This is a genomic window from Streptomyces sp. NPDC001606, from assembly GCF_053596835.1.
The window spans coordinates 257287-271621 of the sequence record NZ_JBSFHC010000006.1; the positions used below are offsets into that span (position 1 = coordinate 257287).

Sequence of the window (14335 nt, forward strand, 5' to 3'; positions counted from 1 at the left end):
GGCCTTCGGTCAGCCGTGGGAAGGCTCAGCCCTTGCGGGCCTTGATCTCCTCGGTCAGCTGCGGGACGACGTCGAACAGGTCGCCGACGACGCCGTAGTCGACCAGCTCGAAGATCGGGGCCTCGGCGTCCTTGTTGACGGCCACGATGGTCTTCGAGGTCTGCATGCCGGCGCGGTGCTGGATCGCGCCGGAGATGCCGTTGGCGATGTACAGCTGCGGCGAGACCGACTTACCGGTCTGGCCGACCTGGTTGGTGTGCGGGTACCAGCCGGCGTCGACGGCGGCACGCGAGGCACCGACGGCCGCACCGAGGGAGTCGGCGAGCGCCTCGATGATCGAGAAGTTCTCGGCGCCGTTGACACCGCGGCCACCGGAGACCACGATCGCGGCCTCGGTCAGCTCCGGGCGGCCCGTCGACTCACGCGGCGTACGGCCGGTGATCTTGGTGCCGGTGGCCTTCTCGGAGAAGGACACGGACAGGGCCTCGACCGCACCGGCGGCCGGGGCGGCCTCCACGGCGGCCGAGTTCGGCTTGACCGTGATGACCGGGGTGCCCTTGACGACCCGGGACTTGGTGGTGAAGGAGGCGGCGAACACCGACTGGGTGGCCACCGGGCCCTCGTCGCCGGCCTCGAGGTCGATGGCGTCGGTGATGATGCCGGAGCCGATGCGCAGCGCCAGACGGGCGGCGATCTCCTTGCCCTCCGCGGAGGACGGGACCAGCACGGCGGCCGGGGAGACGGCCTCGTAGGCGGCCTGGAGGGCGTCCACCTTCGGCACGACCAGGTACTCGGCGTACTCGGACGCGTCGTGGGTGAGGACCTTCACCGCGCCGTGCTCGGCGAGCGCGGCGGCGGTGTCGGCGGCGCCGTTGCCCAGCGCGACGGCGACGGGCTCGCCGATGCGGCGGGCCAGCGTCAGCAGCTCCAGGGTGGGCTTGCGGACGGCACCGTCCACGTGGTCGACGTAGACGAGGACTTCAGCCATGGGATTGCTCTCCTGCGTAACGAAGTTGAGGGGCGGTCAGCGGGGGCGAGCCCTTAGATGAACTTCTGGCTCGCGAGGAACTCAGCGAGCTGCTTGCCGCCCTCGCCCTCGTCCTTGACGATGGTGCCGGCCGTGCGCGCCGGGCGCTCGTTCGCGGCGTCGACCACGGTGAACGCACCCTCCAGGCCGACCTCCTCGGCCTCGATGTCCAGGTCGGACAGGTCCCAGGACTCCACCGGCTTCTTCTTGGCCGCCATGATGCCCTTGAAGGAGGGGTAGCGGGCCTCGCCGGACTGGTCCGTGACGGACACGACCGCCGGCAGGGAGGCCTCGAGCTGCTCGGAGGCCGCGTCGCCGTCGCGACGGCCCTTGACCACGCCGTCCTCGACCGAGACCTCGGACAGCAGGGTGACCTGCGGGACGCCCAGACGCTCGGCGACCAGCGCCGGTACGACGCCCATGGTGCCGTCGGTGGAGGCCATACCGGAGACGACCAGGTCGAAACCGGCCTTCTCGATCGCCTTGGCCAGCACCAGGGAGGTGCCGATGGCGTCGGTGCCGTGCAGGTCGTCGTCCTCGACGTGGATGGCCTTGTCGGCACCCATCGACAGGGCCTTGCGGAGCGCGTCCTTGGCGTCCTCCGGACCGACCGTCAGAACGGTGATCTCGGCGTCGTCGTCCGCGTTCTCCTTGATCTGCAGCGCCTGCTCGACCGCGTACTCGTCCAGCTCGGAGAGCAGACCGTCCACGTCGTCGCGGTCGACGGTCAGGTCATCGGCGAAGTGCCGGTCGCCAGTGGCGTCGGGCACGTACTTCACAGTGACAACGATCCTCAAGCTCACGCCGGCTCTCCTACTGCATCGTCATTTCCTGGCTGCCTCTTGCAGGCAGCATAGGCGCCTGAAGCGGCCGATCCCGGTCGGGGCGTCGGCGCGCTCCGACCGAAATATTACTCGTCAGTACACCCAGTTCATGCCCGCTAAGCAAGCGCTTTGAACTGTGACCTTCGCAACGCAGCGTAACCGGAACTGGACGGCCGCGCAGGCGGGGAGGACGTGATCAATCCCGCAGACCGTTGAAGCGCCCCTGGTGGTAGAGGAGCGGGCGGCCGGAGCCGGAGGGGTCGCCGAGGACGACCTCGGCCAGCACGATGCGGTGATCACCGGCGGGCACCCGGCCGACGATCCGGCAGACCAGCCAGGCCAGCACGTCGTCGAGCAGGGGAACGCCCTCCGGGCCCTCGCGCCAGGCGGTGGGCGCGCCGAAGCGGTCGGCGCCGCTGCGGGCGAAGGTGGTGGCCAGCTCGGTCTGGTGCTCGCCGAGCAGGTGGATGCCGACGTGGTCCGTCTCGGCTATCGCGGGCCAGCTGGAGGCGCCCGTGCCGATACCGAAGGAGATCATCGGCGGTTCGGCGGAGACCGAGGTGAGGGAGGTGGCGGTGAAGCCGACCGGGCCGGAGGCGCCGCGCGCCGTGATCACCGCGACACCGGCGGCGTGCCGGCGGAAGGTGGAGCGCAGCAGGTCGGGGGAGGCGAGCTGGTGGGTGCCGAGATCGGGCGTGGCCGTCATGGAGTTGTCCTTCTGCCGGGCGGGACGAGCGGGTCGGTGGCTGCTCAACGCCCCGGACAGCAGGCGCTCGCGGTGCGGGCGAGGTCGACGTGGGCCCGTCCGTGGAGAAGGAGATCGATCGGCATACGGTCAGGCTGACGATAGCCGGTGTGCGCCGTCAAGTGCGGCCTGCGAACTGGGAGATCCCTCACGGTGATCCGAAACCCCCTCAGACCGCCTCTCCCAGGGCCGCGATGACGTCGGCCTTGCGGGGCTGTCCGGCGGCGCGCCGCACCTCCCGGCCCGCCGCGTCGAGCACCAGCACGGTGGGGGTCTTGACGATCCGCAGGGCGCGTACGAGGTCCAGGCGGGCCTCCGCGTCGATCTCCACGTGGGTCACGCCGGGCACCATGGCGGCGACCTCGCCGAGGATGCGCCGGGTGGCCCGGCAGGGTGCGCAGAAGGCGCTGGAGAACTGGACCAGGGTGGCCCGCTCACCGAGTTCACCGCCCAGTTCGGCCGCCTCCAGCCGCCTCACGTCGTCCCGCTGACGCACCTTGACCTCCCGTTCCACCGCCTCTTCCGTGGCGACACCAGCGTAAAGGGGACTTAAAGATACGAGGTGGGATGTAGGCCGACGTGACGAGGATCTCGCGACTCCGGGGCACCAGGACTGGCTGTCCGTCCGTTCTTCGGGCACGATCTGCGAGACGCCGTAAACCTACGGCTGCGTAACTTTCCCGCCGGGAGCCCCTTTCCCGAGCAGAGCAGAAAGGGCCTGTCCCACCTATGGCAGAGCTGGTCTACCGTCCCGTCGTCGGTTTCGCCAAGACGATGTTCAAGGTCTGGGACCTCAAGATCGACTGCCAGGGCTCGGAGAACATCCCACGGTCCGGTGGTGCCGTCCTGGTGAGCAACCACATCAGCTACCTGGACTTCATCTTCAACGGTCTGGCCGCGCTGCCGCAGAAGCGCCTGGTGCGTTTCATGGCCAAGGAGTCGGTCTTCCGGCACAAGGTCTCCGGGCCGCTGATGCGCGGCATGAAGCACATCCCGGTGGACCGCAAGCAGGGCGAGGAGGCGTACGCGCACGCCCTGGACTCGCTGCGCTCCGGCGAGGTGATCGGGGTGTTCCCGGAGGCCACCATCTCGCAGTCCTTCACCCTGAAGAGCTTCAAGTCGGGTGCGGCGCGGCTCGCCCAGGAGGCGGGTGTGCCGCTGGTCCCGATGGCGGTGTGGGGCACCCAGCGGCTGTGGACCAAGGGTCAGCCGCGCAACTTCAAGCGCAGCCACCTGCCCGTCACCATCCGCGTCGGCGAGCCCGTCGAGGCGCCCCGCGACCAGTACGCCGGCGCCATCACCCGGCGGCTGCGCGAGCGCGTCCAGGAGCTGCTGGAGGCCGCGCAGCGCGCCTACCCGGGCCGCCCGAAGGACTCCGGCGACTCCTGGTGGCTCCCCGCGCACCTCGGCGGTACGGCGCCGACGGCGGACCAGCTGCGCGCGGCCGAGGCGCACTGACCCCAGGCCGCCCCTGCGGCCACTGCGGCGCGCGAGCGCCCGGGCGACGGCGTGCCCCAGGTGAAGCGTCAGAGGGCGTCGGGGAGCGTCTCCCACAGATAGGCCCGGTCCGGGGCTGCTTCGAGCACGTCGAGGACCGCCGGGTGCGGGGCAGGGAACAGCCCCGGATAGTCCCGCTCACCGCGCGCGGGGTCGGCGGTCCAGGCCAGCCGCTCGCCGTCCAGGGAGAAGCGCGCGTCCACACCGGGTTTGTTGCCGCGGGGGTCCTGCCGGTGCCAGGCGCCGTTGAAGCGCACGGCGACCAGGCCGTGCAGGGCGTGGCCGCTGCCGTCGTCGTGCATCAGCCGCTGGTAGCACAGGGCGGTGGGGATGTCCTCCGCCCGCAGCAGGGCCGTCAGCGCGTGCGCCTTGGCGTAGCAGATGCCGGTGCGCTGCTCCAGGACGTCGGAGGCGCGCCAGGTGACGCGCGGATCGCCGGCGTCGGCGGAGTGCGGGATGGTGTCCCGGACGAATTCAAAGGCGGCCTGCGCATAGGCATACGAGTCCGCGACCCCCTGGGCGAGACGGGCGGCCGTCTCCCGCACCACCGGATGCTGGTGGTCGATGGCCTCGTCGGCGGCCAGATATGCGGACAGGTCGGCGGTGTGCTGGATCAGCTCCATGCCCGCAGAGCATAGAAATGCGATCACCCGCCAGTCAATGACTTTTCGGGTGACCGCATATCTATGCACTCCGTTCTAGCGCGCCATCTCTTCCTTGAGCGCCGCCACGAACGCGTCGACGTCCTCTTCCCTGGTGTCGAAGGAGCACATCCAGCGCACCACGCCGGCGGCCTCGTCCCAGAAGTAGAACCGGAACCGCTTTTGCAGACGCTCGCTCACGTCGTGCGGAAGCCGGGCGAAGACGCCGTTGGCCTGCACCGGGTAGAGGATCTCCACGCCGTGGACCGCGCGGACGCCCTCGGCGAGCCGCTGGGCCATCCCGTTGGCGTGCCGGGCGTTGCGCAGCCACAGGTCCTTGGCGAGCAGCGCCTCCAGCTGCACCGACACGAAGCGCATCTTGGACGCCAGCTGCATGGACAGCTTGCGTAGATGCTTCATCCGGCGCACCGCGTCCGGGTTGAGGACCACGACGGCCTCACCGAACAGGGCGCCGTTCTTGGTACCGCCGAGCGACAGGATGTCGACGCCGGCCGCGTTGGTGAACGTGCGCATGGGCACGTTCAGGGAGGCGGCGGCGTTGGCGATCCGGGAGCCGTCGAGGTGCACCTTCATGCCGTGCGCATGGGCGTGCTCGCAGATCGCGCGGATCTCCTCGGGCGTGTAGAGCGTGCCCAGCTCCGTGCTCTGGGTGATCGACACCACCTGGGGCATGGCGCGGTGCTCGTCCTCCCAGCCCCAGGCCTGCCGGTCGATCAGCTCGGGCGTGAGCTTGCCGTCGGGCGTGGGCACGGTGAGCAGCTTCAGGCCGCCCATCCGCTCGGGGGCGCCGCCCTCGTCCACGTTGATGTGCGCGCTCTCCGCGCAGATCACCGCGCCCCAGCGGTCGGTGACCGCCTGGAGCGCGACCACGTTCGCGCCGGTGCCGTTGAAGACCGGGAAGGCCTCCGCGGAGGCACCGAAGTGGCTGCGGATGATCTTCTGGAGGTTCTCCGTGTAGTCGTCGTCCCCGTAGGCCACCTGGTGGCCGCCGTTCGCCAGGGCTATGGCGGCCAGGATCTCCGGGTGGGCGCCGGCGTAGTTGTCACTGGCGAAACCGCGGACCTCGGGGTCGTGATGACGACGCGCGTCGGTCTTGGGAGGGTTCACGGCTTCTCGGTCAGCCACAGACGGTTTCCGTTCACTTCTGCGGCGGGCTTGCTCCAGACGCCCTCGATGGCCTCGGCCAGCTCCTTGACGTCCGTGAAGCCCGCGAACTTCGCGTTGGGGCGTTCGGCGCGCATGGCGTCGTGCACCAGTGCCTTCACCACCAGGATGGCAGCCGCCGACCGCGGGCCCTCCTCGCCCCCGGCCTTGCGGAGGCCGTCGGCCATGGCGAGCGTCCAGGCCTCGGCGGCGGCCTTGGCCGCGGAGTAGGCCGCGTTGCCCGCGGTGGGCTTCGACGCCCCGGCGGCGCTGATCAGCACATAGCGGCCCCGGTCGCTGCGCTGGAGGGGCTCGTAGAAGGCCAGGGAGGTGTGCTGCACGGTACGGACGAGCAGCTTCTCCAGCAGGTCCCAGTCCTCCAGGCTGGAGTCGGCGAAGGCCGCGCCGCCGCGCCAACCGCCGACCAGGTGGACCAGACCGTCCACGTGGCCGTGCTCCTTCTCGATGCGCGCGGCCCACTCCCGGGTCGAGCCGAGGTCGAGCAGGTCCACCGTCTCACCGGTGACCGTGGCACCGCCGCGCGCATAGCGGGCCGCGTCCACGGCCTCCGCCAGGCGCTCGGGGTTGTTGTCAGAGCCGACGACCGTCGCACCGGCCTCGGCGAGCCGGATCAGCGCCGCCCGCCCCGCGGGCCCGCCCGCACCGGCCACCGCGATCACCGCACCGCTGAGAGCCCCGTTCCCCGCCATCTTCTTCCCCTTCAGAGCAAGCGTGTTCTGGACGCGGTCGCTCACGCGGCGATCCGCTCGGCACTGTCGGCCGTGATGCCCTTGGTGGAGGCGATCACGTTCTTCAGCTTCTTGGACAGGGCCTCATAGAACATGCTCAGCGGAAACTCGTCCGGCAGCACGTCGTCCACCAGCTTGCGCGGCGGCTGGGTCAGGTCCAGGGCGTCGGGCCCCTTGGCCCACGTGGAGCCGGGGTGCGGGGCGAGGTAGGTGGAGACCAGCTCGTAGCCGGCGAACCAGTGCACCAGCTTCGGGCGGTCGATGCCGTCCTTGTAGAGCTTCTCGATCTCGGCGCACAGCTGGTTGGTGACCTGCGGGGCGCGCTCCCAGTCGATGGAGAGCTTGTTGTCGGTCCAGCGCAGGACCTCGTGCTTGTGCAGGTAGGCGAAGAGCAGCTGGCCGCCGAGGCCGTCGTAGTTGCGGTTGCGGTCGCCGGTGACCGGGAAGCGGAACATCCGGTCGAAGAGGACCGCGTACTGCACGTCACGGGCCTGCGGGACGCCGTCCGCCTGGAGCTTCACGGCCTCCTTGAAGGCGGTGAGGTCGCAGCGCAGCTCCTCCAGGCCGTACATCCAGTACGGCTGGCGCTGCTTGATCATGAACGGGTCGAACGGCAGGTCGCCGTGGCTGTGGGTGCGGTCGTGGACCATGTCCCACAGCACGAAGGCCTCTTCGCAGCGCTTCTGGTCGTGGACCATCGCGGCGATGTCCTCGGGCAGCTCCAGGCCCAGCAGGTCGACGGCGGCCTCGGTGACCCGGCGGAAGCGCGCGGCCTCGCGGTCACAGAAGATGCCACCCCAGGAGAAACGTTCCGGCGCCTCGCGGACGGCGATGGTCTCCGGGAAGAGGACGGCCGAGTTGGTGTCGTAGCCGGAGGTGAAGTCCTCGAACGTGATGCCGCAGAAGAGCGGGTTGTCGTAGCGGGTGCGCTCCAGCTCGGCCAGCCACTCCGGCCAGACCATGCGCAGCACGACCGCCTCGAGGTTGCGGTCCGGGTTGCCGTTCTGCGTGTACATCGGGAAGACGACCAGGTGCTGAAGGCCGTCCGCGCGCTGGGCGGCGGGCTGGAAGGCCAGCAGGGAGTCCAGGAAGTCCGGCACCTCGAAGCCGCCCTCGGCCCACCGGCGCAGGTCCTGCACCAGCGCCGTGTGGTACGCGGCGTCGTGCGGGAGCAGCGGGGAGAGCTGCTCGACCGCGTCGATGACCCGGTGCACGGCCGCCTCCGCGTCCGCCTTCGCCGGGGCACCCTCGGCGTCGAAGTCGATCGACCCGTCCTTCGACTGCCATGGCCGAATCTGCTCCACGGCATCCTTGAGCTGAGGCCAGGCCGGGTGCTCAACCACCCTGGTCAGCGGAGAAAGCCGCTCCTCCGCACTCGCCTGCACAAGAATTTCCGTCATGTCCCATCCTCCACGGGAGAACCTCGCGTATGGACACCGTATGCATACCCCGTTTCACTCATCAAGAGCTTGACCAGGAAATTTTTCTGCGGAGACCCTTGGTGACGGATGTTTTTGCGGTCTGAAACCGTGACGGCGGTCACTTCCGTCGGTGCGGGCGAGGGCACGAGAGGGGTCCGATCCGGTCGCCGCGGCGGGGAGCGACGCGCCCGCCACAGGGTGACGGCCCAGTCGGAAACCGGCCAGTCGACGCGCGCCGGGCGCCCGCCCCGCGCGCATGCGGGGTCTTCGCATCCCCGGCGGTTAGGCTGCGAGCGTCGCCGAGCCGCTGTCGACGGAAGCGAGTCGAGCCTTGAACTTCCTCACCATCGGTCACCGCGGGGTCATGGGCGTCGAGCCCGAGAACACCCTTCGCTCCTTCGTCGCCGCGCAGCAGGCCGGCCTGGACCTGATCGAACTCGATCTGCATCTGAGCAAGGACGGCGCGCTCGTCGTCATGCACGACGCCGAGGTGGACCGGACGACCGACGGCACCGGGCCGATCGCCGAGAAGACCCTCGCCGAGCTGCGCGCCCTGGACGCGGGGCGCGGGGAGCAGGTGCCGGTGTTCGAGGAGGTGCTGGACGCGGTGAGCCTGCCGGTGCAGGCCGAGATCAAGGATGTGGCGGCGGCCCGCGCGCTGGCCGAGGTGCTGCACGCGCGGGACCTGGTGGGGCGGGTGGAGGTGTCCTCGTTCCACGACGCGGCGGTCGCCGAGATCGCCCGGCTGGTACCGGGCGTGCGCACGGCGCTGGTCGCCGGCCGGTACGGCACGGACGTGGTGGAGCGCGCGGTGGCGGTGGGCGCGGCGACCCTGTGCCTGAACATCCGCCGGATCACCCTGGAGATCGTCGAGCACGCGCGCGCGTCCGGGTTGCGGATCTTCGGCTGGGTGGTCAACACCCAGGAGCACCTGCGGCTGGTCCGCGCGCTGGAGCTGGACGGCGCGACCACCGACTACCCCGACATCAAGCGCACCGGCCGCTTCACGGCCTGACGCCCTCCGCGGTGCTCAGCCCAGCTGCTTGACCAGCAGCTCGAACCGGAGGTCGTCGCGCTGCGGGATGCCGAAGCGCTCGTCGCCGTACGGGAACGGCGTCATCCGTCCCGTACGGCGGTAGCCGCGGCGCTCGTACCAGGCGATGAGGTCCTCGCGCACCGAGATGACCGTCATGTGCATCTCCGTGGCACCCCAGGTCGCGGCGGCCTGACGCTCGGCCTCCGCTATGACGGTCTTGCCGAGTCCCGCGCCCTGGAGTTCCGGGCTGACCGCGAACATGCCGAAGTAGGCGTGCGCGCCGCGGTGTTCGAGCTGGCAGCAGGCGACGATCCGGCCGTCCTGCTCGACCGTCAGCAACCGGCTGTCGGGCAACTTGATGATCTCCAGCACGCCCTCGGGGTCGGTCCGCTGCCCCTCCAGAATGTCCGCCTCGGTGGTCCATCCGGCCCGGCTGGCGTCCCCGCGGTAGGCCGACTCGACCAACGCGACGAGGGCGTCGACGTCGGCGTCCGTGGCGTCCCGGAAGACGAGTCCGGTGGCGGCGGTGTCCATGGGGCGTTCTCCGATCTCGGGCGTGGCTCGGGCTGGTCCGAGGGTAACCCTGCCACTAGGCTCCGCCTGCATGGTGCACGTTCTCAGCAGCCGGACGCTTCTGCGGCCCACCGACCCCGAGCGTTCCCGTGCCTTCTACGGCGGGCAGCTCGGCCTCTCCGTCTACCGGGAGTTCGGCGAGGGCTCCGAGCGCGGCACGGTCTACTTCCTCGGTGGCGGCTTCCTGGAGGTCTCCGGCCGCTCCGACACCCCGCCCTCCCCCGCCGTACGGCTGTGGCTCCAGGTGGCGGACGCCTCGGCCGCGGCCGAGGAACTGCGGGCCAAGGGCGTGGAGATCGTACGGCCGCCGGTGCGGGAGCCCTGGGGCCTGATCGAGATGTGGATCGCCGACCCGGACGGCGTCCCGATCGTCCTGGTGGAGATCCCGGCGGACCATCCACTGCGGTACCGGCCGGGGATCTAAGGCCTCTCTTTCGGATCTTGCCGGCGTCGCGGGCCCTGGCACGCACAGGTCAGCCGAGAAGGCGCCGGCGCCGCAGCCGACCTGATCCGAAAGAAAGGCCCTAGCCCGCGGCCGTCGCTGCCCGAGAGGCGGGCGGGTGCTGGAGGTCGGCTGCGACCCCGCCCGGGCTGCGGCCGCTTCGCTCTACCACGGAGAGCGGCCCTCGAGGCCGGTGAGCAGTTCGGAGAGGAGGGAGGCCACTTCGTGCTGGGCGTCGGGCGTGAGGACGGACAGTACGGCCGTCTCGTAGGCGAGTTGCTCGGGGAGGATGCCGTCGACGAGGTCGCGGCCGGCGTCGGTGAGCCGGACGTGCGCGACCCGGCGGTCCCGGGTGTCGCCGCGCCGTTCGACCAGTCCGCGCTCCGTCAGCTGCTTGAGCCGCTTGGTGACGGCGGCCCCCGAGGAGAAGGTCTCCCGGGCCAGCTCCCCCGGCGTCAGCTCGTGGCCGGTGCGGCGCAACGCGCCCAGCAGGTCGAACTCGGCTCGGCTGAGCCCGGCCCGGCGCAGCGGCGCGTCCTCTGCCTGCTGGAGGAGCGCGGCACAGCGGTTGATCCGGCCGATGATCTCCATGGGCCCGGTGGGCAGTTCCGGGTGGACGGCGCGCCACTGCCGGACGACGGCGGCGACCGTGTCGCCGCGCGCCGTGTCGGTGCCGGATGCCCCGCCGCCGGCTGCCGGTGCGCCGTTCGTCGCCGTCATGGCCTGGTGTCCTCCGTCGTGCTGTCCGGGTCGCGGCCTGCGACCGCCTGCGCCTGGACCGGTGCGTGGTCCTGCGGTACGAGGCCCTGGCGCCGTACCGTCGCCGCGAGCGTACGGTGTCCGGACTGCTCGGTGCGCACGACCCGCTCCGTGGGCAGGGCGCGCTGCCACCACTCGCCGGCGGCGGCGTCGGCGACGGCGCGCAGCTCGACGAGGGCGGCGGCGAGGGTGCGGCGGGCGGTCTCCAGGGCGCGGGACGAGGGGTCCGGTTCGGCGAGCAGCCGGGCGGCGCTCTCCCGGGCGCGGTCCGCCGCGGTCAACGCGTGGTCCAGGCGTTCTCCGGCGCGCTGGTTGGTGACGACGACGGCGGCGAGGAAGCCGGCCACGGCACCCACGAGGGTGTCCCCGACCCGCTCGGTGATCAGCTCGGCGGGGTTCTGGGCGCGAGCGAACTCGGTGATGAGCAGGGCCATCGGGGTGACGCAGACGGTGCCGAGCCAGTAGTTGCGGCCGATGAGCGCCTCGGCGCCGAAGTTGAGGGCGAGGCAGCACAGCACCAGGGCGGCCGGGTGGACCCGGGTGAGCGGGACGACGGCGGCGAAGGCGAGCACTCCGACGAGGTTGCCGACGACCCGCTGGACGCACCGGCTCCAGGTGAGGGTGACATTGGCCTGGTAGAGGGAGGCGGCGGTGACCAGCGCCCAGTAGGGGCGGCCGACGCCGAGCGCGAGGGAGGCGTAGCCGGCGAGGGCGCAGCCGGTCGCGGTGCGGACGGCGAGCGGCGCGAGCGGGGCGAGGCGGCGCCGCAACGGCGGCCGGGGGGTGGCGAGTTCGATGTCGACGCCGAGGAGTTCGGCCGCCGCCTCGGCCGGGATCCCGACGCCGGGGACCGGGCCGGTGCCGCGCAGGGCGCGGGCCCAGGCGCGCAGTCGTGCGGGGTCGGTGTCGGCGGGTGCGGCGAGGGCCACCTCGGCGCGGACCAGGAGCCGTTCGAGGGTGCGGCGGGTGCGGTCGGGCCGGGGGCCGGCGGCGAGCAGCGCCTGCCAGGCGGCGTGCACGGCGGCGGCGCTCGCGGCGCGGGCCCGGGCGTGACCGTCGCCGGTACCGGTGCCGGTGCCGTGGGTGGCGGCGTATGCGGCGACGGCGTTCAGGGCCTGCGCGGTGGCGCGGCGCTCGGGGCCGTGCGGGCGGAGCAGTCCGGGTGCCATGCAGATGAGCCAGGCCCAGGCTCCGGCGGCCAGGGCCAGCCCGAGGTGCGCGGGAATCCGGCCGAGGGTCTGGGGTGCGAAGAGCGCGGCGGAGCTGATGAAGGTGAGCACCACATGGCCGGGCGGGCCGATCCGGGTGGCGTCGCACACGGTCTTCTGTGCGGCGGCCAGCAGGGCGCCGACGGCGACCAGGACGACGGCGTCGCTGGTGAGCGAGGCGGCGAGCAGGGCGACGGCGAGGCCACCGACCATGCCGAGCACCACCCAGGCGAGGGTGCGTGCCCGGGCGGCGTAGGGCCGGTTGTGCGCGTACAGCGCGCACAGCGACCCGGCCATCGTGTACATGGCGAGGTCGAGACGGCCGAGTGCGAGCAGGGCCAGGTTCGGCGGGGCGACGGCGGCGACCACGCTCAGGGCGGGCTTGAACCAGATGTCGGAGGGCCGGCCGAGCCGGAGGGCTCCGGCGAGCGGAAGTCGGTGGGGAGTAGCACTGCTCATCCCATTAATTTAGCAGGTGTTTTACTCGTGAAACAGTATGCGCTCCCGGCGGGGTGCGCTCCGCCGAGTGCCCCCCGTGTACACCCGTGCGCTCGGGTGCGCTCTGCGCCGCCTGGGCATGGCATCCCTCGACCGACCGTCCAGCGTCGAGCGGGGAGGTGCGCGTGCACGGACCGGTTCCTGCCGCCTGGCTGCTGGTCGCCCTGTGCGCGGCGACCGGGGCGTACTGTCTGGTGCGGATGCGCAGCAGCGTCGAGGAGCAGCGCCGGGCCGCGGGCGGCGAGGCGCTGATGGGCTTCGGGATGGCCGCGATGGCGGTACCGGCCGCGGCGTTCACTCCCCCGGGCTGGGCGTGGCCGGCGTACGCGGGCGTGTTCGGCGCGGCGGCACTGCACGCGCTGTGGACCGCGCGCAGCAGCCCGCGCCATCTGCACCATCTGGTCGGGGCGGCGGCGATGGTCTACATGGCGGCGGCGATGGCCGCGCAGCCGCCCGCCGCCCACCATGTGCACGGCGGGACCGGGGTGCCGCTGGTCACCGGTGCGCTCCTGGTCTACTTCACGGCGTACGTCCTGTGTTCCGGCGCCCGCCTGGTACCGGCCGCGGCCTCCGCCGGCGGCACGGCGGACCGGCGCTGGGGCGACCGCCCGGAGCTGGCGCGGGCCTGCCGGCTGTCGATGGGGATCGGCATGGTCGCAATGCTGCTCACGATGTGAGTTCCCGGCCGGACGTGCCGTCGTTGCCTGCGTCACTTCGGCGCCGGGGACCGTACCGCCGGGCGGCCGCCCGCTCATAGGGTGCTGCCCATGATGGTCCCCGTGACCCTGCTGCTGCTCGGCGCCCTCACCGCCGTCGTCGCCCCGCGGCTGCTCGCCCGGGCCGACTGGCCGGACCGTGAGCCCGTCGTCGCCCTCTGGGTGTGGCAGTGCGTCGTGGCGGCCGTGCTGTTGTGCTGCGCGCTGTCGATGACGCTGAGCGCGGCGGCGGCCTGGCAGGCGGTGCGCGGGCATCTGTTCGCCCCGGCTCCGCCCGCGGTGGTGGACGCGTACACCCTCGGTACGGCCGGAACCTGGGCCGCGGCCACCGCTCTGCTGCTCGCCTGCGGCGGGCTGTGGAGCCTTGCGATGCTGGTCCGCGAGGTCGTACGGGCCCGGGCGCGGTCGCAGGCAAGGCGAGCCGAAATCCGGTTCCTGGCACCGCTGTTGCCGGGCGAGGAAGCGGCGGGTGGCCGGCTGCTGGTGCTGGAGGGTGAGCGCCCGGACGCCTGGTGGCTGCCCGGCGCCGCGCCCCGGCTGGTCGTCACCACGGCCGCGCTGCGCCGCCTGAAGGGGCGTCAACTGGACGCTCTGCTCGCCCATGAGCAGGGGCACGCACAGGCCCGGCACGACTGGCTGCTGCACTGCTCGGCCGCGCTGGCGGGCGGCTTTCCGCAGGTGCCGGTGTTCGCGGCGTTCCGCGACGAGATGCACCGGCTGGTCGAGCTGGCCGCCGACGACATGGCCTCACGCCGCTTCGGCCGGCTGACCACCGCCCTCGCCCTGGTCGAACTCAACGAGGAGCGGGGCGTGTTCGGCCCGGTGCCGGCCCCGCAGGCCCACGTTCCCCACCGCGTCCACCGGCTGCTGGCTCCCCGGGAGCGGCTCCCGGCACTGCACCGGCTACGGCTGACGGCGGTCGCCGCGCTGGTACCGGCGGTCCCGGTCGTGGTGGCGCTGGTCCCGGGGCTGCGCGCACTGGGCTGACCGCGGAAGGCCACCCGCGGCACGGACGTGTTCGGTGCGCTGCCGGTG

Annotated in this window: 16 protein-coding genes; 5 read left to right on the plus strand and 11 right to left on the minus strand. The window is 71.9% G+C overall.

Annotated features, from left to right (window positions below; genetic code table 11):
- Positions 1-25: 25 nt before the first annotated feature.
- The 4 genes from ACWCV9_RS14570 to ACWCV9_RS14585 form a co-directional block, all read right to left on the minus strand.
- Positions 26-988 (minus strand): electron transfer flavoprotein subunit alpha/FixB family protein, encoded by a 963-nt coding sequence (locus tag ACWCV9_RS14570; protein WP_450786659.1) that lies wholly within the window; start codon positions 986-988, stop codon positions 26-28.
- 53 nt (positions 989-1041) lie between these two features.
- Positions 1042-1830: an electron transfer flavoprotein subunit beta/FixA family protein gene (locus ACWCV9_RS14575; protein WP_450786661.1), complete on the minus strand. Its 789-nt coding sequence runs from the start codon at positions 1828-1830 to the stop codon at positions 1042-1044.
- A gap of 217 nt (positions 1831-2047) precedes the next feature.
- Positions 2048-2557: a flavin reductase family protein gene (locus ACWCV9_RS14580; RefSeq protein WP_450786662.1), complete on the minus strand. Its 510-nt coding sequence runs from the start codon at positions 2555-2557 to the stop codon at positions 2048-2050.
- A gap of 208 nt (positions 2558-2765) precedes the next feature.
- Positions 2766-3110 carry a TlpA family protein disulfide reductase gene (locus ACWCV9_RS14585; protein ID WP_450786664.1) on the minus strand — a complete coding sequence of 115 codons (345 nt, stop codon included), beginning with the start codon at positions 3108-3110 and terminating at the stop codon, positions 2766-2768.
- A gap of 215 nt (positions 3111-3325) precedes the next feature.
- Here ACWCV9_RS14585 and ACWCV9_RS14590 point away from each other — a divergent pair, with 215 nt between their 5' ends.
- Positions 3326-4054, plus strand: coding sequence for a lysophospholipid acyltransferase family protein (locus ACWCV9_RS14590; RefSeq protein ID WP_385842380.1), 729 nt, complete (start codon positions 3326-3328; stop codon positions 4052-4054).
- A 68-nt stretch (positions 4055-4122) separates the two neighbouring features.
- On the opposite strand, the gene ACWCV9_RS14595 is transcribed toward ACWCV9_RS14590, so the two are convergent.
- The 4 genes from ACWCV9_RS14595 to ACWCV9_RS14610 all read right to left on the minus strand — a co-directional run bounded on the left by ACWCV9_RS14595 (position 4123) and on the right by ACWCV9_RS14610 (position 8047).
- Entirely contained in the window at positions 4123-4716 is a 594-nt protein-coding gene (locus ACWCV9_RS14595) for a transglutaminase-like domain-containing protein (RefSeq protein ID WP_450786666.1), read from the minus strand.
- A gap of 75 nt (positions 4717-4791) precedes the next feature.
- Positions 4792-5862, minus strand: a complete 1071-nt coding sequence (locus tag ACWCV9_RS14600; protein ID WP_450786668.1) for a threonine aldolase family protein — start codon at positions 5860-5862, stop codon at positions 4792-4794.
- The gene (locus ACWCV9_RS14605) at positions 5859-6608 is read right to left on the minus strand and encodes an SDR family NAD(P)-dependent oxidoreductase (RefSeq protein ID WP_385842478.1); all 750 of its coding nucleotides are present in this window, start codon (positions 6606-6608) and stop codon (positions 5859-5861) included. The genes ACWCV9_RS14600 and ACWCV9_RS14605 overlap by 4 nt, the downstream gene beginning before the upstream one ends.
- 41 nt (positions 6609-6649) lie before the next feature.
- Entirely contained in the window at positions 6650-8047 is a 1398-nt protein-coding gene (locus ACWCV9_RS14610) for a DUF6421 family protein (protein ID WP_450786670.1), read from the minus strand.
- Between the two features lie 352 nt (positions 8048-8399).
- On the opposite strand from ACWCV9_RS14610, the gene ACWCV9_RS14615 reads away from it, so the two are divergent.
- Positions 8400-9083, plus strand: coding sequence for a glycerophosphodiester phosphodiesterase (locus ACWCV9_RS14615; protein ID WP_385842376.1), 684 nt, complete (start codon positions 8400-8402; stop codon positions 9081-9083).
- A 15-nt stretch (positions 9084-9098) separates the two neighbouring features.
- On the opposite strand, the gene ACWCV9_RS14620 is transcribed toward ACWCV9_RS14615, so the two are convergent.
- The gene (locus ACWCV9_RS14620; RefSeq protein WP_450786672.1) at positions 9099-9638 is read right to left on the minus strand and encodes a GNAT family N-acetyltransferase; all 540 of its coding nucleotides are present in this window, start codon (positions 9636-9638) and stop codon (positions 9099-9101) included.
- Positions 9639-9708: 70 nt separating this feature from the next.
- Between ACWCV9_RS14620 and ACWCV9_RS14625 the strand changes: the two genes are divergently transcribed.
- Positions 9709-10101 carry a VOC family protein gene (locus ACWCV9_RS14625; RefSeq protein ID WP_450786674.1) on the plus strand — a complete coding sequence of 131 codons (393 nt, stop codon included), beginning with the start codon at positions 9709-9711 and terminating at the stop codon, positions 10099-10101.
- A 183-nt stretch (positions 10102-10284) separates the two neighbouring features.
- Here the strand turns inward: ACWCV9_RS14625 and ACWCV9_RS14630 are convergent, their stop codons facing one another.
- Both ACWCV9_RS14630 and ACWCV9_RS14635 read right to left on the minus strand, forming a co-directional pair.
- Positions 10285-10839, minus strand: a complete 555-nt coding sequence (locus ACWCV9_RS14630; protein ID WP_450786676.1) for a MarR family winged helix-turn-helix transcriptional regulator — start codon at positions 10837-10839, stop codon at positions 10285-10287.
- Positions 10836-12545, minus strand: a complete 1710-nt coding sequence (locus tag ACWCV9_RS14635; protein WP_450786677.1) for an FUSC family protein — start codon at positions 12543-12545, stop codon at positions 10836-10838. Before ACWCV9_RS14635 ends, ACWCV9_RS14630 begins: the two co-directional genes overlap by 4 nt.
- Before the next feature lie 164 nt (positions 12546-12709).
- Here ACWCV9_RS14635 and ACWCV9_RS14640 point away from each other — a divergent pair, with 164 nt between their 5' ends.
- Positions 12710-13261 carry a DUF5134 domain-containing protein gene (locus ACWCV9_RS14640; protein ID WP_450786679.1) on the plus strand — a complete coding sequence of 184 codons (552 nt, stop codon included), beginning with the start codon at positions 12710-12712 and terminating at the stop codon, positions 13259-13261.
- A gap of 90 nt (positions 13262-13351) precedes the next feature.
- The gene (locus ACWCV9_RS14645; RefSeq protein WP_450786681.1) at positions 13352-14287 is read left to right on the plus strand and encodes a M56 family metallopeptidase; all 936 of its coding nucleotides are present in this window, start codon (positions 13352-13354) and stop codon (positions 14285-14287) included.
- Positions 14288-14335 lie beyond the last annotated feature (48 nt).